21 protein-coding genes are annotated in these 19760 nt (G+C 63.8%); 11 read left to right on the top strand and 10 right to left on the bottom strand.

Going from position 1 to position 19760, the window contains the following annotated elements; translation table 11 throughout:
- Nucleotides 1-139: 139 nt before the first annotated feature.
- From rpoN to lptC, 4 genes are all read right to left on the bottom strand, one after another.
- A complete protein-coding gene (rpoN, locus tag ACWGS9_RS29940; protein ID WP_454508630.1) occupies nt 140-1669 on the bottom strand; it encodes an RNA polymerase factor sigma-54 in 1530 nt (509 codons plus the stop codon).
- A gap of 189 nt (nt 1670-1858) precedes the next feature.
- A complete protein-coding gene (gene lptB / locus ACWGS9_RS29935; RefSeq protein ID WP_454508629.1) occupies nt 1859-2677 on the bottom strand; it encodes an LPS export ABC transporter ATP-binding protein in 819 nt (272 codons plus the stop codon).
- Entirely contained in the window at nt 2677-3270 is a 594-nt protein-coding gene (locus ACWGS9_RS29930; RefSeq protein WP_454508628.1) for an LptA/OstA family protein, read from the bottom strand. The genes lptB and ACWGS9_RS29930 overlap by 1 nt, the downstream gene beginning before the upstream one ends.
- Nucleotides 3257-3970, bottom strand: a complete 714-nt coding sequence (gene lptC / locus ACWGS9_RS29925) for an LPS export ABC transporter periplasmic protein LptC (RefSeq protein WP_454508627.1) — start codon at nt 3968-3970, stop codon at nt 3257-3259. The genes ACWGS9_RS29930 and lptC overlap by 14 nt, the downstream gene beginning before the upstream one ends.
- 292 nt (nt 3971-4262) lie before the next feature.
- On the opposite strand from lptC, the gene sppA reads away from it, so the two are divergent.
- The 4 genes from sppA to lhpI all read left to right on the top strand — a co-directional run bounded on the left by sppA (nt 4263) and on the right by lhpI (nt 7029).
- Nucleotides 4263-5219, top strand: a complete 957-nt coding sequence (gene sppA / locus ACWGS9_RS29920) for a signal peptide peptidase SppA (protein ID WP_454508626.1) — start codon at nt 4263-4265, stop codon at nt 5217-5219.
- A gap of 78 nt (nt 5220-5297) precedes the next feature.
- Nucleotides 5298-5582: an integration host factor subunit beta gene (locus tag ACWGS9_RS29915; protein ID WP_027165368.1), complete on the top strand. Its 285-nt coding sequence runs from the start codon at nt 5298-5300 to the stop codon at nt 5580-5582.
- A gap of 116 nt (nt 5583-5698) precedes the next feature.
- Complete coding sequence (locus ACWGS9_RS29910) at nt 5699-6031, top strand: DUF1049 domain-containing protein (RefSeq protein WP_454508625.1); 333 nt, start codon at nt 5699-5701, stop codon at nt 6029-6031.
- Nucleotides 6032-6060: 29 nt separating this feature from the next.
- On the top strand, nt 6061-7029 hold the full coding sequence (lhpI, locus tag ACWGS9_RS29905) for a bifunctional Delta(1)-pyrroline-2-carboxylate/Delta(1)-piperideine-2-carboxylate reductase (protein WP_454508624.1): 969 nt from the start codon (nt 6061-6063) through the stop codon (nt 7027-7029).
- Between the two features lie 47 nt (nt 7030-7076).
- Here the strand turns inward: lhpI and ACWGS9_RS29900 are convergent, their stop codons facing one another.
- Both ACWGS9_RS29900 and ACWGS9_RS29895 read right to left on the bottom strand, forming a co-directional pair.
- Nucleotides 7077-7448, bottom strand: a complete 372-nt coding sequence (locus tag ACWGS9_RS29900) for a VOC family protein (RefSeq protein ID WP_454508623.1) — start codon at nt 7446-7448, stop codon at nt 7077-7079.
- A gap of 67 nt (nt 7449-7515) precedes the next feature.
- Complete coding sequence (locus ACWGS9_RS29895; protein WP_454508622.1) at nt 7516-8226, bottom strand: helix-turn-helix transcriptional regulator; 711 nt, start codon at nt 8224-8226, stop codon at nt 7516-7518.
- Between the two features lie 111 nt (nt 8227-8337).
- On the opposite strand from ACWGS9_RS29895, the gene ACWGS9_RS29890 reads away from it, so the two are divergent.
- The 6 genes from ACWGS9_RS29890 to olsB all read left to right on the top strand — a co-directional run bounded on the left by ACWGS9_RS29890 (nt 8338) and on the right by olsB (nt 15339).
- Nucleotides 8338-9396, top strand: a complete 1059-nt coding sequence (locus ACWGS9_RS29890; RefSeq protein ID WP_454508621.1) for an RsmD family RNA methyltransferase — start codon at nt 8338-8340, stop codon at nt 9394-9396.
- Nucleotides 9397-10257, top strand: a complete 861-nt coding sequence (locus ACWGS9_RS29885; protein ID WP_454508620.1) for a TrmH family RNA methyltransferase — start codon at nt 9397-9399, stop codon at nt 10255-10257.
- 10 nt (nt 10258-10267) lie between these two features.
- Nucleotides 10268-10756 (top strand): signal peptidase II, encoded by a 489-nt coding sequence (lspA, locus tag ACWGS9_RS29880; protein ID WP_454508619.1) that lies wholly within the window; start codon nt 10268-10270, stop codon nt 10754-10756.
- Nucleotides 10757-10869: 113 nt separating this feature from the next.
- Nucleotides 10870-11859, top strand: coding sequence for an acrylyl-CoA reductase (NADPH) (gene acuI / locus ACWGS9_RS29875; protein ID WP_454508618.1), 990 nt, complete (start codon nt 10870-10872; stop codon nt 11857-11859).
- A 123-nt stretch (nt 11860-11982) separates the two neighbouring features.
- Nucleotides 11983-14268: a hybrid sensor histidine kinase/response regulator gene (locus tag ACWGS9_RS29870; protein ID WP_454508617.1), complete on the top strand. Its 2286-nt coding sequence runs from the start codon at nt 11983-11985 to the stop codon at nt 14266-14268.
- 195 nt (nt 14269-14463) lie between these two features.
- Nucleotides 14464-15339 carry a l-ornithine N(alpha)-acyltransferase gene (gene olsB / locus ACWGS9_RS29865; RefSeq protein ID WP_454508631.1) on the top strand — a complete coding sequence of 292 codons (876 nt, stop codon included), beginning with the start codon at nt 14464-14466 and terminating at the stop codon, nt 15337-15339.
- A gap of 78 nt (nt 15340-15417) precedes the next feature.
- Here the strand turns inward: olsB and ACWGS9_RS29860 are convergent, their stop codons facing one another.
- Both ACWGS9_RS29860 and grpE read right to left on the bottom strand, forming a co-directional pair.
- The gene (locus ACWGS9_RS29860) at nt 15418-16050 is read right to left on the bottom strand and encodes a trimeric intracellular cation channel family protein (protein ID WP_320230616.1); all 633 of its coding nucleotides are present in this window, start codon (nt 16048-16050) and stop codon (nt 15418-15420) included.
- Nucleotides 16051-16152: 102 nt separating this feature from the next.
- Nucleotides 16153-16785, bottom strand: coding sequence for a nucleotide exchange factor GrpE (gene grpE, locus ACWGS9_RS29855; RefSeq protein WP_454508616.1), 633 nt, complete (start codon nt 16783-16785; stop codon nt 16153-16155).
- A 216-nt stretch (nt 16786-17001) separates the two neighbouring features.
- On the opposite strand from grpE, the gene ACWGS9_RS29850 reads away from it, so the two are divergent.
- On the top strand, nt 17002-17196 hold the full coding sequence (locus ACWGS9_RS29850) for a hypothetical protein (protein WP_320215431.1): 195 nt from the start codon (nt 17002-17004) through the stop codon (nt 17194-17196).
- Nucleotides 17197-17303: 107 nt separating this feature from the next.
- Here the strand turns inward: ACWGS9_RS29850 and ACWGS9_RS29845 are convergent, their stop codons facing one another.
- Together ACWGS9_RS29845 and ACWGS9_RS29840 are read right to left on the bottom strand one after the other, a co-directional pair.
- Nucleotides 17304-17924: a DJ-1/PfpI family protein gene (locus ACWGS9_RS29845; protein ID WP_454508615.1), complete on the bottom strand. Its 621-nt coding sequence runs from the start codon at nt 17922-17924 to the stop codon at nt 17304-17306.
- 193 nt (nt 17925-18117) lie between these two features.
- Complete coding sequence (locus ACWGS9_RS29840) at nt 18118-19725, bottom strand: GMC family oxidoreductase (protein ID WP_454508614.1); 1608 nt, start codon at nt 19723-19725, stop codon at nt 18118-18120.
- Between the last annotated feature and the right edge of the window lie 35 nt (nt 19726-19760).

Here is a 19760-nt window from a genome sequence, read left to right as displayed (position 1 = left end):
GCTTTTCGATTCTCGTTTGGACTCCAATTCCGACTTGCTTGGCAGTCGGTGCACGACTTTTTCAGCAACCTGTTAAGTCTTTGTTTTGATGCATGTGTCGTTGTCCCAGAACCGCTGCACACTTCTGGGCGACATGCATTTAGCGGCCGGCGTTCGCGAGCGCTCGCTTTTCCCGCCGCCGCTGCACCGACGATGGAATATTCATGCCTTCGCGATACTTCGCGACAGTGCGGCGCGCGATGTCGACGCCGCTTTCCTTGAGCATGTCGACGATGGCGTCGTCGGAAAGCACATCGGCGGCCTTTTCCTCGTCGATCATCTGCTTGATGCGGTCGCGCACGGCCTCGGACGAATGCGCTTCGCCGCCTTCCGCCGACGCAATCGATGCCGTGAAGAAATAGCGCAGCTCGAAGACGCCACGCGGCGTCAGCATGTATTTGTTGGCGGTGACGCGGCTGACCGTCGATTCATGCATGCCGATGGCATCGGCCACCGTGCGCAGGTTGAGCGGCTTGAGGTGCCGCACGCCATGGACGAGGAAAGCGTCCTGCTGCCGCACGATTTCCGAGGCTACCTTGAGAATGGTCTTGGCCCGCTGGTCGAGGCTGCGCGTCAGCCAGTTGGCGTTCTGCAGGCATTCGGCGAGAAAATCCTTTTCCGCCTGGTCCTTGGCGTGGCGCGAAATGCGGGCAAAATAGACATTGTCCACCAGCACGCGCGGTAGCGTGTCGGCGTTGAGTTCCACCACCCAGCTGCCGTCATTGGCGGCACGCACCTCGACATCGGCGACGATCGCATCGCTTGCGCCGCCCGAAAACGCCAGGCCAGGTCGCGGATCGAGCGCGCGGATCTCGGCCAGCATGTCGAGGAGATCCTCCTCGTCGACGCCGCAAATGCGTTTCAGCGTCTGGAAATCCCGCCGCGCCAGAAGCTCGAGGTTGGCGACCAGCGCTTTCATCGCCGGATCGAACCGGTCGCGCGCAGCCAGCTGCAACGACAGGCACTCGGCAAGGTCGCGCGCGAAAAGGCCTGCCGGCTCGAAGGTCTGGCAGACGCCGAGCACACGCGCCACCGCCGCTTCATCCGTACCGAGCCGTGCCGCGATCTCATCGAGGTCGGTGCGCAGGTAACCGGCTTCGTCGAGCCCGTCGGCGAGCTCACCCGCGATGAGGCGTTCGCCGGGGCCGAGGGAAGCGAGCGCGATCTGCTCGCCGACATGTTCGCCCAGAGTGACGGCGGCCGAGGCCATGTCGCCGACATCGAACCCCTCGGATGATGCCGCGCCGGTGCCGCTCCCGGCGGCCGACTTCCACTGCGCCGTGAGATCCGGCCCCAGCCTCTCGCTGGTGCCGGGATCGTCGGGAAACAGGTTCTCCAGGGAAGAATCGAGCTTTTGCGAGATCGCTTCCGCGCTCCACTCGGTCTCGCCCTCGAACCAGTCGCCTTCGGGATCCTTCTGCGGCGCCGCCTCGCTTTTCTGGGATTGATCGCCGGCGGCGTCGTCCTGCGGTTCAGCCCGCTCCAGCAGCGGATTGCGCTCGATCTCCTCGTCGATGAAGCGTTCGAGCTCGACATGGGTGAGCTGCAGCAGCCGGATCGACTGCATCAGTTGCGGCGTCATCACCAGCGACTGGGACTGTCTGAGCTGCAGTTTGGCCGCCAGCGCCATGGTGTGATTCAAACGCCTCGTCTACGCATCGGACTGTGCCGAAGCAGATTTTCCCGGCCGGGCATAGAAACTGGCCCGGCTTTTGCTTGTCAAGGAAAACGCTAGCAGGAGCGGCTTACCGGAGCGTTATCTGGCCGAGAAATCGCGCCAAAGCAGTCGAAATTCACCGGCGGGAAAGGTATTTCACGCTTAGAGCGTAAAGCCCTCGCCGAGATAGAGACGCCGCACATCGGCGTTGGCGACGATCTCGTCGGCCCGGCCGTGCGTCAGCACCTGGCCGGCATGGATGATATAGGCGCGGTCGATCAGGCCGAGCGTCTCGCGCACATTGTGGTCGGTGATCAAAACGCCGATGCCGCGCGCCGTGAGATGGCGAACGAGCTGCTGGATGTCGGCGACGGCGATCGGGTCGATGCCGGCGAAGGGCTCGTCGAGCAGCATATAGGCCGGCCGTGTCGCCAGCGCCCGCGCGATTTCGAGGCGACGCCGTTCGCCGCCCGACAGCGACATCGACGGCGCCTTGCGCAGATGGCTGATGTGAAACTCCTCGAGCAGCTCGTCGAGCGTACGTTCGCGTTCCTTGCGGCTCTTTTCCACCACCTCCAGCACGGCACGAATGTTCTGCTCGACATTCAGGCCGCGGAAGATCGAGGCTTCCTGCGGCAGATAGCCGATACCAAGGCGGGCACGCCGGTACATCGGCATCGAGGTGACATCGAAGCCGTCGATCTCGATCGAGCCTTCATCGACGGGAACAAGGCCGGTGACCATGTAGAAACATGTGGTCTTGCCGGCGCCGTTGGGGCCAAGCAGGCCGACGGCCTCGCCTGCGCGCACGCCAAGCGTCACCCCGCTCACCACCTTGCGACCCTTGTAGCTCTTGGTCAGGCCCTTGGCGATCAGGGTGCCCTTGAACTTCGCCTTGTCGGTGCCGACCGTCGCCGGCGCAGCGGGTTGTGAGGCCGCCAGCCCCGGAAGGCGAGCAAGCAGCGAAGTCACGCCGGCCATTACTTGCTCGACGCTCCCTGCTGCTGCGTGTCCTGTTTCTGCGGCTTGAACATCATGATGACGCGCGGGCAACCTTCGACGTTGCCGAGGCCGCTCTTCATCTGCACGGTGAGCTTGCAGCCCTTGAGGACATTGTCGCCCTGCGACAGCACCACTTCCTTGCCCGAAAGCACCAGCACCTGCGTCTTCATGTCGAATTTGCCTGTGTCGCCGGTGGCGATCTGGTCGTTCGATTTGATGTAGACTTTGTTCTCGACCTCCAGGTGGTCGATATTGGCGGCGCCCGTCATCGCCGACGCGCCGGCCGAAGCACTTTTGCCAGCATTGGCATCCTTGACATAATAGACCGTCATCTTGCCGGCCTTGAGCAGGGTCGGCCCCTGATTGACGGTCACGTTGCCGCTGAACACTGCCATGCTGTCGGCCTGCCGGACCTCGAGCTTGTCGCTCTCGATCTGGATCGGCTGGTCACCCGACAGTTTCAACCCTGGGATCTGGCTGGTCGCGCTCGATTGCGCGAACGAATATGCCGTTCCCAAAAACAGCAATGCGGAAGCAGCGCCCGGAAGCCATGCGGATTTACTGCGACGCATTCTGTTCTCCACTGTTGACCCCTGCCGCCTTCAGCGCAGTTGGATCGATGTTGACGCGAACCCGGCTTTCGAAGACCACGAGCCTGCCATTGTCCTCGACCGACATCGAGTCCGCGGTGATGCGCGACCCGCCACGGCTGACGTCGACCGGATTGCTCGTCTTCATAGAGCCTTTGCCCATGTCTAGGAAGATCGATTTGAATTTCGCCACGAGGCCGTCTGTCGTCGTCACGCTGACGTCGCTGGTCAGGTCCATCGTATTGACATCGCGGTTGTAGATACCGTGCGCGGCATCGACCGATACGATATTGTCGGTGGCCACCGGCAGCTTGGCGTTGATGCCTTCGAGATCGATGACGGCCTGCTGGCCGACATCCTGCGTCGCCCTGGTCGCCGTCAGCGAATACGGCAGCTTCTGCTTGGTGAAACCGTTGAGCTTCGGATTGGCCATCACCAGCTTGCCGTTCGAAAACGCCGTGCCATCTGCCTGCACCGAGACCGACACGGGCGCTTTAAGATAGGAATAGACCGGAAAGGCGATGGCAATCGCGGCCGCGAGGAGCGGCACCGCGAATTTCAGCACGCGGACGCGGCGCGAGTGCCGCCGCGCGCGGTTGAACGCCTCGCCACGCGTGCCACCCAGGGTGGCGGGAGCCGATACCGTTTCGGCATCGCTCGTTTCGTCAGATCGCGCCAACATGACTTTTCTAATGGACCTTTGTCCGCCCAAACACCGACTATAGGTGGTATGCCGACACCTACAAGCAAGGACAAGCGGAGGAAAACTGCAAAAATGTCACGGCTGCTGCCCGCAAAATCGAGAGCAATCTGGCGGCACGGCCTGTGCTTCATAGCAGATACAGACTGGTTGCGTTAATTTTTCGTGAGGTCGACGTCAACGTCGAAGCTCGAAGCCGGCTTTCAGGAAACGGTAGCCGTGTGCCGAGGCTTGCTTTAAAAGCGTGCTTTCCCACCGACCTATGAGGCTGACGATGGCAATGAGAGCCGACGACCTGATCGACCGCCGCCGCTTGCGCCGCAAGCTGACATTCTGGCGCGTGGCCGCTTTTGTGGTTCTGGCGGCAGCCGTGATCGCTTTCTCGGCCTGGGTCTATGACGACAATTTTACCGGCCGGGCAGTCCCCCATATCGCCAAGGTCAAGATTGAAGGCACCATCACCGAGGACGAGGAACTGCTCAAAAGGCTGGAAGCAATTCGCACATCGCCCGAGGTGAAGGGCGTCATCCTGTCGATCGATTCGCTCGGAGGCACCACGGTCGGCGGCGAGTCCACATTCGAGGAAGTGCGCAAGCTTGCCGGCGACAAGCCGGTGGTGGCCGAAGTCGGCACGCTGGCGGCGTCGGCCGGCTATATGATCGCCAGCGCGGCCGACCACATCGTTGCCCGCAAGACCTCGATCGTCGGCTCGATCGGCGTGCTGATCCAGTATCCCGACGTCAGCGGCCTCATGGACAAGCTCGGCATCAAGCTGGAAGAAGTGAAGTCATCGCCGCTCAAGGCTTCGCCCTCGCCCTTCAAGCCGACCAATGACGACGAGCGCGCCATGGTGCGCAAGCTGATTCTGGACAGCTATGACTGGTTCGTTGGCATCGTCGCCGACCGCCGCAAGATGACGCATGAACAGGCTCTGGCGCTGGCCGACGGTTCGATCTTCACCGGCCGCCAGGCTTTGGCCAATCATCTGGTCGATGCCGTCGGCGGTGAGCAGGAGGCGCTCGACTGGCTGGCGACCAAGGGCGTGGACGGCAAGCTCAAGGTCGTCGAGTGGAAGGACAAGGACAGGCGGGGCGGTTTCCTGTTCTCCCAGTCGATGGCAAAAGTGGCGGCCAAGGCGCTCGGCCTGCCGGATGCCGGCGGCGATGTCATTCACGAGCTCGGCGCCGACCGCTTGTTTCTTGACGGTCTCGTTTCGGTCTGGCACCCTTGAGGCGCCGTTGGTACGAGCCAAAAAAGCAATAAAAATCATCCTGATAATCGACTGCAGTGGTTTTACGGGGAACGTTCTATGATCAAATCCGAACTTGTGCAGATCATTGCTGCACGCAACCCGCACCTTTTCCTGCGCGACGTCGAAAACATCGTCGGCGCGATCTTTGACGAGATCACCGATGCGCTTGCCGAGGGCAACCGGGTCGAGTTGCGCGGTTTCGGCGCCTTCTCGGTGAAAAACCGTCCCGCCCGCACCGGCCGCAACCCGCGCACCGGCGAATCCGTCGAGGTCGAGGAAAAGTGGGTGCCGTTCTTCAAGACCGGCAAGGAGTTGCGCGAAAGGCTGAACGGCGGCAAATAGGCGCCGCGCCGGCGGGTTGAAGCGGCATCTTGGCGCTCAAAGCATGTCTCCCGAAGGGGAGACCGGTTTCGGGACAAAGACATGCGCGCTTTTAGAAGTCTCTCCATGGAGATCTGATGTTCAATCGCTTCATCCTCGTCGTGGTCTTCGTGCCGCTGGCCATCATCCTGATCGCGCTCGCCGTCGCCAACCGCGGCTCCGTCGCCTTCACGCTCGATCCATTCCATCCCGGCAATCCCGCGCTGACGCTGAACCTGCCCCTGTTCATCTTCTTGTTCCTGGCCTTGGCCGTCGGCATGGTCGTCGGCAGCTTGGCGACCTGGGTGAAGCAGGGCCGCTACCGCAAGCTCGCGCGCCAGCGCGGCCTCGAGGCGGAAAACCTGCGCCAGGCGGTGAGCCGCGCGCCCGCGGCGCCCAAGGGACCGGCGCTGCCCAAGCCGACGAACTGAGCAGCCACCTGCCTTTACGGAGTTTTCCCATGCTGACTATTTCGGCCGCCGAGGTCGACCGCGCGCTGACCTTTCCCGGCCTGGTCGAGACAATGCGTACCGCTTTCCGCGATGGCGCGGTGCAGCCGGTTCGCCACCATCATGGCGTCGAACGGCCGGATGGCGCCGCCTCGACCCTGCTTTTGATGCCGGCCTGGACCGACTTCAACGCCGCGGGCACCTCGGCCGGAGGCCATATCGGCGTCAAGATCGTCACCGTGTCGCCTGACAACAACGCCATCGGCAAGCCCGCGGTCATGGGCCTTTATCTTTTGCTCGACGGCGTCACCGGCGAGCCGGAAGCGCTGATCGATGGCCAGCGGCTGACGCAGTGGCGCACGACCTGCGCTTCGGCGCTCGCCGCCTCCTATCTCGCCCGCAAGGATGCCTCGCGGCTTTTGGTGATCGGCGCCGGCGCGCTGTCGCCTTTCCTCGCCAAGGCGCATTCGGCGGTGCGGCCGATCAACTCCATCCGCATCTGGAACCGCACGCCGGCCAATGCCGAAAAGGTGGCGGCCGCCTTGCGCGCCGAAGGCCTTCCGGCAAGTGCCGCCACAGATCTCGATGCGGAGCTTGCCGAGGCCGACATCGTCGCCTCGGCGACGATCTCGAATACGCCGCTGGTCAAGGGCGCGCTGCTGAAGCCGGGCGCCCATGTCGATCTTGTCGGCGGCTTCACGCCGACGATGCGCGAAAGCGACGACGACGCCATTTCGCGCGCCCGCGTTTATGTCGACACCCGAGCCGGCGCCACCAAGGAAGCCGGCGACATCGTCCAGCCGCTGGCCTCAGGTCTGCTGAAGCCGGAAGCGATCATCGCCGATCTGCACGAGCTCGCTCGCGGCGAGAAACAGGGCCGGCAAGACGACAGCGAGATCACGCTGTTCAAGTCGGTCGGCGCAGCGCTTGAAGATCTCGCCGCCGGCATCGCCGTCTACAACGCGCTCAATAGGCAGTAGGGATTGGGCAGTAGGCAATAGGGAATTATCTGCCTACTGCCTACCGCCTACTGCCCATTCGGCCAGTAGACGCGCAGGCGATGATTATCTGGATCGAGCGCGACGAAGGTACGGCCGAAATCCATGTCGGTCGGCGTCTGCAGGATGTTCAGGCCGCGACCCGCCCAATCGATATGCGTGGTGTCGACCGCCGCTGCGTCCTCGACCGCAAGCACGAGCTCGCCGCCGCCGCCCGACGTTGCAGCCGCGGGCTCGACAGTGTGACGCGACCACAGACCAAGCTTGAAACCCTTGTCGAGCACGAACATCGCGAAGGTCGGCGAAGATTCGACCGGCTCATGTCCAAGCAGCGAGGCGTAGAACGCACCGCTCTTTTCCGGGCTGTCGACATAGAGGACAACGAAATTCGGCGTAGTCATATCTGATCTCCAAGTTTGAACCTTGGAAACTGTATGCGATACCACTGTCAGATTCTGGCAGCAGCGATCAACCGGCGGAGTCATTCCGTGCGTTCCAGCCGGGCGCGTCGAGCGTCGCCCGCCACTCCTTCAACATTGCCTGGCGGCGGCGCGGATAGCGGATATCGGTCGCTGTCAGGCCGGACATCCGGTCAGCGCGGAAATGGCGGAAGTCCTGGCGGATCTCGCACCACGCCACCATCACCCGCACTTTGTCGAAGAAGGCGAGCGCGAATGGCCAGACCAGGCGCTCGGATGCCGCTCCCCCGGCGTCACGGTAAAGGAAGCTGAGCTTGCGCTCTTCGCGGATCGTCTGCCGCACGACGCCGAGGTCGATCGCTTCGACGCTTTCTGCGCGTGGCCCAACGAGCAGCGTTGTCGCGTCGAGATCCTCACGCAGGTCATCCGGCAGCACCGCCGCGATCTTGGCCAGCGCGTCCGTCGCGGCAGCCGCCAACCTTTTGTCCGGCTGCTTTGCCACCCAGCGCGAGCCGAGCACGATCGCCTCGATCTCCTCATCTGTGAACATCAGAGGCGGCAGCATGAAGCCGGGCTTCAGCACGTAGCCAAGCCCCGCCTCGCCTTCGATCGGCGCGCCCTGCCCCTGCAGCGTCGCGATGTCGCGATAGAGCGTGCGGATCGACACGCCCATCTCGTCCGCAAGCGTGCGGCCGCTCACCGGTCGTCGGTGGCGGCGCAGGATCTGGATCAGGTCGAGCAGGCGTTCGGAGCGAGACATGGCTCCAGAATTGCCCGTTTCCCCGCATCAGGTCCATCACGGACGCCAGACCATTTTGTTGCGAAGCTGATAGCCCTATGTCAAAAGCGGCCTGCCGCCCGGAGAGCTTTCTTGAAATCCTTTCGCGACCGAACCCGCGACAACCGCCCGCGCCAGTCCGCCAAAGCCAGTGCACAGGCGCGTCCTCGCGAGGCCACCGCCGCACCGAGGCAGGAGCCGCACAGCCGGCCCGAGCCCAAATCCGCACCACGCGTTCTTGCGCGCCGCCAAGGCATGTTGCCCGCCGAGCGCCTGCCATTGATCCTTGAAGTCGCGCCCAACGCCGATTACGCGCTGCTGGACAGCGGCGCGGGCGAGAAGCTCGAGCAATACGGCCCCTACCGCATCGTTCGCCCCGAAGGCCAGGCGATCTGGCAACGGGCGCTTCCCGCCAAGGAATGGGAGCGTGCCGACGCCATCTTCACCGGCGATACCGACGAGGAAGGCATCGGCCGCTGGCGCTTTCCAAAATCGCCGCTCGGCGAGACCTGGCCGATGAAGCATGACGGCATCGACTATCTTGGCCGCTTCACGTCCTTTCGCCATGTCGGCGTCTTTCCGGAGCAGGCTTCGCATTGGGACCATATGGCGGGGCTGATCGCGTCGGCGAGGCGCCCGGTCAAGGTGCTCAACCTGTTCGGCTACACCGGCCTTGCCTCGCTGGTGGCGGCCCGCGCCGGCGCCGAGGTTACCCATGTCGATGCCTCGAAGAAGGCGATCGGCTGGGCGCGCGAGAACCAGGAAATGGCAGGCCTTGCCGACAAGCCGATCCGCTGGATCGTCGAGGACGCGGTGAAATTCGCCGAGCGCGAGGAACGCCGCGGCAGCCGCTACGACATCGTGTTGTTCGACCCGCCGGCCTATGGCCGAGGCCCGAAGGGCGAGGTTTGGCAATTGTTCGAGGATCTGCCGGGCCTTACCGACCTCTGCCGCTCGATCCTGACGCCGAAACCGCTCGCAGTCGTTCTCACCGCCTATTCGATCCGCGCCTCCTTCTTCGCCGTCCACGCGCTGATGCGCGATACCTTCGCCGGCATGGGCGGCACGGTCGAATCCGGCGAACTGATCATCCGCGAGCAATCCGCCGGCCGCGCGCTGTCGACCTCGCTGTTCTCGCGCTGGGTGGCTTGAATGACCGCACATGACGGCGCGCGCCCTGTCGGGCAGGTCAAGGAAGTCACCAGCCTTGCCAATCCGCTGGTCAAGGACATCAAGGCACTTGCGCTCAAGAAGTTCCGCGACCAGCAGAACGCCTTCATGGCCGAGGGCTTGAAGCTCGTCATCGACGCGCTCGACCTCGGCTGGACGATCAGGACCTTGGTCTTCGCCAAGGCCGGGCGCGGCAATGCGGCCGTCGAAAAGGTCGCCGCGCGGACCGTTGCCGCCGGCGGCACGGTCTTGGAAGTCTCCGAAAAGGTGCTGGCGGCAATCACCCGCCGCGAAAACCCGCAAATGGTGGTCGGTGTCTTTGCGCAGCAGGCCGTACCGTTGAAGGATATCCGCGCCAGGGACGGCGATGTCTGGGTCGCGCTCGACCGCGTGCGCGATCCCGGCAATCTCGGCACCGTGATCCGCACTGTCGACGCCGTCGGCGCCAAGGGCGTCATCCTGGTCGGCGACACCACCGACCCGTTCTCGCTGGAGACAGTGCGCGCCACCATGGGCTCGATCTTCGCCGTGCCGGTCGCCAGGGCGACCGAGCAAGCCTTCCTCGCCTGGCGGCGTGATTTTTCGGGTCTAGTGGCCGGCACACATCTCAAAGGCGCGGTCGACTATCGCTCAGTCGATTTCTCCAGGGGCCCGGTTTTGCTGCTGATGGGCAACGAGCAGCAGGGGCTGCCGGAGAGCCTAGCCGAAAGCTGCGACCGGCTGCTCAGAATCCCCCAGGCCGGCCGCGCCGACTCGCTCAATCTGGCGGTCGCAACCGGCGTGATGCTGTTCGAGATCCGGCGCGGCGCGTTGAAGCTCGAGCCTGCCAACGACATGCGATGAGGACTGCCAATTGAAATCCTGGTCCCCTTACGTCGTGCTGGTCGTCATCGCCATTGCGCTAGACCAGTGGGTCAAGCAGCTGGTCGAAAACGGTCTCGCCTTTCAGGAGAAAGTCGATCTCCTGCCGTTCCTGGCGCTGTTTCGCACCTACAACACCGGCATCGCCTTCTCAATGTTCTCGTCCTTCGGCGATATTGGCCTGGTGGTCATCGCCGTGCTGGTCGTCGCCTTCGTGCTCTATCTCGCCACGCGCACGCCGGCCGGTCATATCGTCGCCCGCATCGGCTTTGCCCTGATCATCGGCGGCGCGCTCGGCAACCTCATCGACCGGGCCGTCTACGGCCACGTCATCGACTACATCCTGTTCCACACGCCCGTCTGGTCTTTCGCGGTGTTCAATCTCGCCGACGCCTTCATTTCCGTCGGCGCAGCGCTGGTCGTCTTCGACGAACTGATCGGCTGGCGGCGCGAGCCAAAGCCTCAGGATCCAGGCAATTGACCTCAGCCGGCGACCGCCGCAAAGTCTTTTCGGAAGCAATTCCAGGAAAAGTGTCCAGCAGTTTTCCGTCCGGAATTGCGTGAAAAACAAATCGCCGCAGCGTGGAGAAAAAAGTGTCCGATACCTTCAAAGCCATCCTCGTTTCGCGCGATGCGGAGAAGAAGCAGTCGGTCGATATCGTCGATCTCACCGAGGCCGACCTGATGGAAGGCGATGTCACCGTCGCCGTCGAGGCAACGACCGTGAACTACAAGGATGGGCTCGCCATCACCGGCAAGGCGCCGGTCGTGCGCCGCTGGCCGCTGGTGCCCGGCGTCGACTTCGCCGGCACGGTGATCTCCTCTTCGCATGCCGACTGGCGCAAGGGCGATCATGTCATCCTCAATGGCTGGGGTGTCGGCGAGACGCATTACGGCGCCTATGCCGGCCGGGCCCGCGTCAAGGGCGACTGGCTGGTGCCGTTGCCCGAGGGCATGAGCGCGCATGATGCGATGGCCGTCGGCACGGCGGGCTATACGGCAATGCTCTCGGTCATGGCGCTGGAGCGGCATGGCGTCGTGCCGGACCGCGGCCCGGTGGTGGTGACGGGCGCCGCCGGCGGCGTCGGCTCGGTCGCCATCTCGATCCTCTCCAGCCTCGGTTACCATGTCATCGCCGCGACCGGCCGCAACGCCGAAAGCCCCTACCTGATCGACCTCGGCGCGGCGGAGGTGATCTCGCGCGAGGAACTCAGCCAGCCGGCAAAGCCGCTCGCCAAGGAGCGCTGGGCGGGCGGCGTCGACGCGGTCGGCAGCCATACCTTGGCCAATGTGCTGTCGATGACCTCCTATGGCGGCGCGATCGCGGCCTGCGGCCTGGCCGGCGGCATGGACCTGCCGTCGAGCGTCGCGCCCTTCATTCTGCGCGGCGTTTCGCTGCTCGGCATCGATTCGGTGATGGCGCCGAAGCCGATCCGGCTCGAAGCATGGCGTCGCATCGGCACCGACCTCGACCTCAAGAAGCTGTCGGCATTGTCTCGCACCATCGGTTTCGACGGCATTGTCGCTGCCGCGCGCGACATCGTCGAAGGCAAGGTCAGGGGCCGCGTCGTCGTCGATATGTAGCTGAATGCAATCTCGCAGAGCTCCGATTCGCCCGCGCAAGCCGGTGGCCGGAATCCACGCAATCGCTAAAATTCGAACGATCCGTCCCAATCTTCCATAATTTCTGTCTGGCATGGTCTGCGCATGGTCGCGGACTCCGACATCAGACAGGACAGCAAAGCCGCGGGCGCTGACAGGCTCATCCCCGACGCGCCGAAGCGGCAGGTGCTTGTCGCGCCGCCGTTGGCCCCCGAATTGCCCGCCGCGAGCGCCAGCCATGAAGGCTTGCCATTCCTGACGATCGTCGCCATCGCCGTGCTGGCGGGGCTGGCGCATCTCACCGGAGCGCCGATCATCGTAACCATCGGCCTCGCCGCCGCGGCGCTTGCCGGCCTTGCCATGCATCTGCGCAGCCGTCGCGACGAGCGGCGCACCGCCGAACTGCTCGACGAGACCGCCGCTCGCAGCCGCGCCGAGATCGAGGCCCTCGCCGACCGCATGTGGGAGATGCAGGAGAGCGAGGAGCGCTTCCGCGGCCTGATCGACGCACTGGGCGACCTCGTCGTCCATCGCGATCGCGATGGCCATATCGCTTATGCCAACAGGGTCTTTGCCTCGCTTGTCGAGATCGATCCGCGCGATCTCGCCGGCAAGACCTTGTCCGAGCTTGGTATCGATGTCGGCATCGTTCCCGATGCCGCCTTTTCCGATCATGAATGCCTGAGCTCCACCGATGTCGCGATCCGCACGCCGAACGGGCCGCGCTGGTTTTCCTGGATCGAATTGTCGGTGCGCGACAAGGACACAGGCGCGGTATCGCACCGGGCGATCGCCCGCGACATCACCGCCCGCAAGCGCGCCGAGTCCTCGCTGATCACCGCGCGCGAACGGGCCGAATATGCCAGCCAGGCCAAGTCACGCTTCCTCGCCACCGTCAGCCATGAGATCCGCACGCCGATGAACGGCATCATGGGCATGGCCAAACTACTTGCGGACACCGACCTGTCGCCTGAACAGCGCACCTATGTCGGCGCTGTTTCCACCTCGGCCAGTGCTCTGCTCGCGCTTATCGAGGACCTGCTCGACTATTCCAAGATCGAGGCCGGCCGCTTCGAGCCCGAGCCGCAGCCGACTTCGCTGCGCGAAATCGCCGACAACATCATCGAGCTTCTGGCCGCAAAGGCCTTCGCTAAGAACATCGGCCTCGGCTGCCATGTCGAGCCCGACGTGCCGCAGATGATCACCGCCGATCCCGGCCGCGTGCGCCAGGTGCTGCTCAATCTCATCGGCAATGCGGTGAAGTTCACCGATACCGGCGGCGTGCTGCTGACCGTGGCGCGCGCCCGCACCGAAACCACCGACCGCATCTGCTTCACCGTCGCCGACACCGGCCCCGGGCTGCGTGAAGAGGACATGGAGCGCATCTTCGAGGAGTTCGAGCAGTCCGACGGCACCTCGACCAGGGTGCATGGCGGCGCGGGCCTCGGCCTTGCCATCTCGAAGCGGCTGGTGACGGCCATGGGCGGCACGATTTCGATTTCGAGCCGGCTCGGCGAAGGATCCGAATTCGTCCTCGAGATCCCGGCGGTCGCGGCAACCGAGCCGCCGCCGCACCGGCACAATATCCTTGCCGGCCGGCGGGCGGTGATCGTGTCGAAAAACGCCGTCGAGGCCGATGCCATCGCCCGCGCGATCAGAGCCCATGGCGGCATTGTCGAGGTCGCGGCGACACCAAGCCAGGCAGATCCCTTCGCTGTCGGCTGCAACGTGCTCCTGATCGACGCGGCGCTCGAAAACAGCGATGGGAGACTGCTCAAGCGGCTGCGTGGCTCAGGCTTTGCCGATTCTGAGGCCATCACCCTGATTGCGCCGACGGACCGCGGCATGCTCGGCGAATTTCGCGCCAGCGGCTACGCCACCTTCCTCGCCAGGCCGGTGCGCGGCGAGACCCTTTTGCGGGTGCTGTTGACCAGCCATGGCTCCGCGCTCGCCCAGCCGCAGCCGGAGCCGCGCGGCGCCTCCTCGGTGCGCAGGCGCGATCAGGGCCTGTCGGTGCTGATCGCCGAGGACAACGACATCAACGCCATGCTCGCCCGTGCCACGCTGCTCAAGGCGGGGCATCGCGTCAAGGTTGTCGGCAACGGCAAGGCCGCGGTCGAAGCCGTCACCGATGGCGGCCTCAAGTTCCGCTTCGATGTGGTGCTGATGGACCTGCACATGCCTGTCATGGACGGCCTGGATGCGATCGCCGCCATCCGTCGCCATGAAGAGTCCCTGGCCATGCCGCCGATCCCGATCATGGTGCTTTCGGCCGACAGCCAGGAAAAGACCCGGCACGCCGTGCTTGCTCACGGCGCCAGCGGTTTCGTGACCAAGCCGCTCGACCCGGACGCGCTCGTCCAGGCGGTCGAGGCTCAGGTCGCGGCCTGAGGAAATTTTTAACGCTTGAAAGCCTTGGGTTGCTTGGCTTTTGTCGGCGTAAGATAGCCGGTTGAGGGTATTGTCCAGCCGACAAAGTATTGCCGGCCACGTCGTATCACGGTACTGTCACAATCCTGTTGCACCTACACCGTATCCCCGTGCCAAGAGGGATGGCTCGAAGGAGAATCACTCGTGCATACAGTCATGCCTGAATGTGACACTCGGCCGAATGCCGGCGGCGCCCTTCTCGCTGCCCGTAATGCCGACGCCGTCGCAAGCGGCGCACCGCTGGGCCGCATCGGCAACCTCGAAGTGCGGCTCGCCCGCAACGAGGCCGAGATCGCCGCCGCCCAGGAAGTCCGCTATCGGGTATTCTACGACGAGCTTGGCGCGAGGAAGGACCTGTTCCAGGCGCAGGACCGGCGCGACGCCGATCGTTTCGACCCGCTCTGCGATCACCTTCTTGTGTTGGACACCTCCCTTCCCGGCCCTGAGCATCGCCGCATCGTCGGCACCTACCGCTTGCTGCGGCAGGAGATTGCCGCGGCCGCCGGCGGCTTCTATTCCGAGGGCGAGTTTGAGCTCACCAAGCTGATCGCGCGGCACCCCGGCCAGCGCTTCCTCGAGCTCGGCCGTTCCTGCGTTCTGCCGGAATACCGCTCCAAGCGCACCATCGAGGCGCTATGGCAAGGCATCTGGGCCTATATCAACCATTACAACATCGGCGTGATGACCGGCTGCGCCTCTTTCCATGGCATCGTGCCGGCGGCGCATGCCGAGGCGCTGACCTATCTCGCCCATCATTGCCGCACCAATTCCGCCTGGGATGTTCGCGCGGTTCCGGGACGCTACTGCTCCATGGACCTGATGCCGATCGAGGCGGTGAACACCAAGGCCGCGATCGCCGCCATGCCGCCCCTGGTCAAGGGTTATCTGCGCGTCGGCGCCCGCATCGGCGACGGCTGTGTCATCGACCACGAATTCTCGACCGTCGACGTCTTCGTCGTCATGCCGGTCAAGGAGATCGGCGCCCGCTACGTCAACTACTATGGCGGCGAAGGCCAGCGCTTCGCGGCGTGAGCAGTGAGTAGTGAGTAGTGGTGGACACCACGACTGGCGCACCTGTCACTACTGACTACTCACTACAGACTACTCCCCTCATGGAATATCCTCCGGCCTTCGCCCCGGCCGGCTCTTATAGGCTGGAAACGACCAGCCGAATTTAAGCGCTCCGCCGCGCACGACGAATGCGCCCGCGAAGCCGAGCAGGCTGGACGCCAGCGCCGGCAGGCCGGCAAGATCGCCAAGGGTGAAGATGGTGGCACCGGCAAGGGCGGCCGTGACATAGATTTCGGGCCTGAGCAGCACCGAAGGCTCGCCGGCAAGCAGATCGCGCAAGATGCCGCCGAAGGTCGCCGTCAGCACGCCCATGATGACCGACACGACGGGCGAGCCGGTGATCGCCAGACCCTTGGCCGCGCCCATGACCGCAAAGGCGGCGAGCCCGATAGCGTCGAGCCAAAGCAGCAATTTGTAGCGGGATTCGACCCGGTGGGCGCTGAAGAAGACCAGCACCGCGACCACGGCGCAGATCAGCACATAGCCGCTGTTGGCGACCCAGAACACCGGCAGGTTGAGGATGACGTCGCGCAGCGTTCCGCCGCCGATGCCGGTGACGCTGGCCAGGAACAGGAAGCCGATGATGTCGAGCTGCTTGCGTGATGCGGCAAGCGCACCCGTCGCCGCGAAGACGGCGACGCCGGCATAGTCGAGCAACGCGATGGGATTCATGGGCGAGCGAGTAGTGAGTAGCAAATAGTGAGTAGGGAAATAGCACGAAGCCGCGGATAAATATCAGTCCCCTACTCACTACTCCCAATTCGCTACTCACTATCACGCATCCTTCTCGGCCTGCTCGTTCACCGGGCCCGGCTCGACCTTCGCCTCGGCGGCCGTCTTCGGGCCACCCTTGGCGACACCGACCATCGCCGGCCGCAGCACGCGCTCGCCGATCGAATAGCCCGGCTGCACCACCTGTACGACGGTGCCGGCCGGAACCTCCGGATTGGGCACCTCGAACATCGCCTGGTGGAAATTCGGATCGAACTTCTCGCCTTCCGGCGCGAGTTTCTTCACGCCGTGGCGTTCCAGGGCCGAAAGCATGGCGCGCTCGGTGAGATCGACACCTTCGATCAGCGACTTGAAGCCGGCGTCGCCGCCAACCTTCGCCTCAGCCGGGATCGCGTCCAGCGCGCGGCGCAGATTGTCGGACACCGACAGCATGTCGCGCGCGAAATTGGCGACAGCATAGGCGCGCGCGTCCTGCACGTCGCGCGCGGTGCGCCGCCGCAAATTCTCCATTTCGGCCGCGACGCGCAGCGCGCGGTCCTTTAGGTCCTCGTTTTCCTTCAGCAGCCGCACCAGCGCTTCGTAGTCGCCGTCGACGCCACCTTCCGCACGCTCGCCGGAAGCCTGGGTGGCTTCCATATCTTCGGGCGTGCGTTCGTCTTTTGCCTGGTCGCTCATCGCGTTTCCCGTCATTCGGATTGGTCTGGATTTGCGCCCGATATCGAGGTTTGGAGGCCAAAAATCAAGGGGTAAGCGCAACTGCGGAATGTCGACCATCGATCCAAATTAATTCAAATTTTACCGTATCACGCAGCTTTGCTTGCTCTCGAACGCTGGTGGGGGAACCATAGGCGGCCTGCAGGAGTTTCGAAGCCGACACAGGATTTTTGGACGATGAACGGCAACAATGGCAACAGGCGCGCCGAACTGGCCAAAGATATCAGGCGTCAGGCGGGCAACGAAGCGACGAAGCGCTTTCTGCGCACGTTGCCGGGATTTCGCCTGGAAAAGGAAGTGCCTCGGCGGCTGAGCGATCTGCTTGACCGCCTCGACGATGCCGAGGCGAAGACTGCGGGCGCGCCGCGGTAGAGCAATTCCAGGAAAAGTGCGTAGCGGTTTTCCCTCCGGAATTGCGCAAAAACAAAGGCTGGAGCAGGCCGGCGATCATATCAAACACTGAACTGCTCCAGCAGAGCCTAAGCCGCCTTCCTGTCGTCGCGCATCAGCGCTTTGCCGTGGCGGATCTCGGTACCGAGCACCTTCAGGCATTCCCGCATGAAGGCGGCAAGGCCCGGCCAGCCCTTGGCTGAAACCAGATTGCCGTCGACATGCGCTCCGGTCGGAGCGACATCGATATAGATGCCGCCGGCGAGCGTCACTTCCGGCTCGCAATAATGCAGCGCTGCGACTTCCTTGCCGCGCACCACGCCATCGACCGCGATCAGGATCTGCGCACCATGGCAGATGGTGAAGATCGGCTTGCCGGTTTCATGGAAATGCCTGACCAGCGCCTGCACGCGCTTGTCGATGCGGATGTATTCCGGCCCGCGCCCGCCCGCCGCGTAGACCGCGTCGTAGTCGGCCGGGTTCACCTCGGCGAAGGTCTTGTTGAGGATGTAATCGTGGCCGAGCTTTTCCGTATAGGTCTGGTGGCCTTCGAAGTCGTGCAACGAGGTCTTCAGCACGTCGCCCGCTTTCTTGTCCGGACAGACGACATGGACGGTGTGGCCGACCGCGTGCATGGCCTGCTCAAAGACGAAAATCTCGTATTCCTCGCTGAACTCGCCAACGAGCATCAATATCTTCTTGCCTGCCATGCCGTTCCTCCCTTTGCTGGCTATTTATTTCGGAGCGCGAAATAATAACCCTATCCTAAGGGCAAGACGATCGAAGGGGAAGCGTAAATCGCATAAGTGGTCTGACCAGATGGATTCAATCCGATCAGCGGATGGAATAGCGCGGCGCCGCCGATAAAAAATCGATGAGGCTGGTCCGACCAAGACAGCAGGATCAGGTCGCTGCCCGGATCATGTCCGCGGCCTTCTCGGCGATCATGATCGTGGGCGCATTGGTGTTGCCGCCGATCAGGGTAGGCATCACCGAGGCATCGACCACACGCAACCCATCCAGCCCGCGTACCTTGAGCTTTGGGTCGACCACGGCCATGTCGTCGACGCCCATCTTGCAGGTGCCGGCAGGATGGTAGATCGTGTCGGCGCGCGCCCTGATATGCGCCATCAGTTGGGCATCGCTTGAAGCGCCCGTGGTGTAGATTTCCTTGGCGCGGTATTTCGCCAGCGCCGGCGCTTCCAATATGGCGCGCATCATCCGCACGCCCTTGAGCAGAAGGCCGGCGTCGCGGTCGTCCTCGAGGAAGCGCGGATCGATGCGTGGTGGCGCCAGCGGATCCTTGCTCATCAGCCCCACCTCGCCGCGCGAATGCGGCCTCAGCACGCAGACATGACAGGAAAAGCCGTAGCCCATATGCAGCTTTCGGCCATGGTCGTCGACGATGGCGATGCAGAAATGCAATTGCAGGTCGGGACGCTCTATCGCCGGGTCGGATTTGAGGAACGCGCCGCCTTCGGCATAGGGGGTGGCGATCATGCCGGTGCCGTCCTTGCGCCAGCGCAGCATATGCCTGATCAGGCCCGGCATGCCGCGCAGGCCGATGCCCATCAGCTCGGTCTCCCGCGACTTCCAGGCAAGGATGAAATCAAGATGGTCCTGCAGGTTCCTGCCGACGCCAGGCAATTCGTGGACGAGCGGAATGCCATGCGCCGCGAGCTCGACCGCCGGACCGATACCCGAGAGCATAAGCATCTGCGGCGAACCGAACGTCCCGCCGCACAGGATGACCTCGCGTCTGGCCTCCGCGACCGCTTCGCTCTTGCCGATACGATAGCGCACGCCCTTCGCGCGCTTGCCGTCGAGCACGACACCGGTCGCATGCGCGCCGGTGACAACGGTGAGATTCGGCCTGTCGATCGCCGGATGCAGATAGGCGGCCGCCGCCGAGCAGCGCTCGCCGTTGCGGCGCTCGCCCCAGAACTGTGTGACCTGATAGAGGCCAGCCCCTTCCTGCTCCGGCCCGTTGAAGTCATCGTTGCGTCTGATCTGGTTTTCGCCGCAAGCCTCGACAAATGCCCTGGAGATCGCGCGCGGCTCCTGCTGCTCGGCGACCCTGAGCGGCCCGTCACCACCATGCAATGCATCTGCGCCGCGCTGGTTGCCTTCGGCACGCCGGAAATAAGGCAGCACCTCGTCCCACGACCAGCCGTCGCAGCCGAGATCGGCCCATTCGTCATAGTCGCGGCGATGACCTCGCGTATAGAGCATGGCGTTGATGGCGCTGGAACCGCCCAATGCCTTGCCGCGCGGCTGATAGCCCTTTCGGCCACCCAACCCCTGTTGCGGCACCGTCTGGAAGGCCCAGTTGTTGATCTTCGGGCGGCCCGGCAGCAGCGCAATGATGCCGGCCGGCGCTCGGATCAGCAGATCCTTGCCGACGCCGCCCGCTTCGAGCAGGCAAACCGTCTTTGATGGATCCTCGGAAAGCCTGGCGGCAAGCGCCGAGCCGGCGGAGCCGCCGCCGGCGATGACATAGTCGTAACGCATCCTCTCCTCCCGGCGGATGTTTCCGTCCGTTCTCC

The sequence above is a fragment of the Mesorhizobium sp. Arg314 genome, assembly GCF_053714275.1.
The sequence above is the reverse complement of the archived record's forward strand: the minus strand, read 5'-3'. Positions and strand labels throughout refer to the sequence as shown.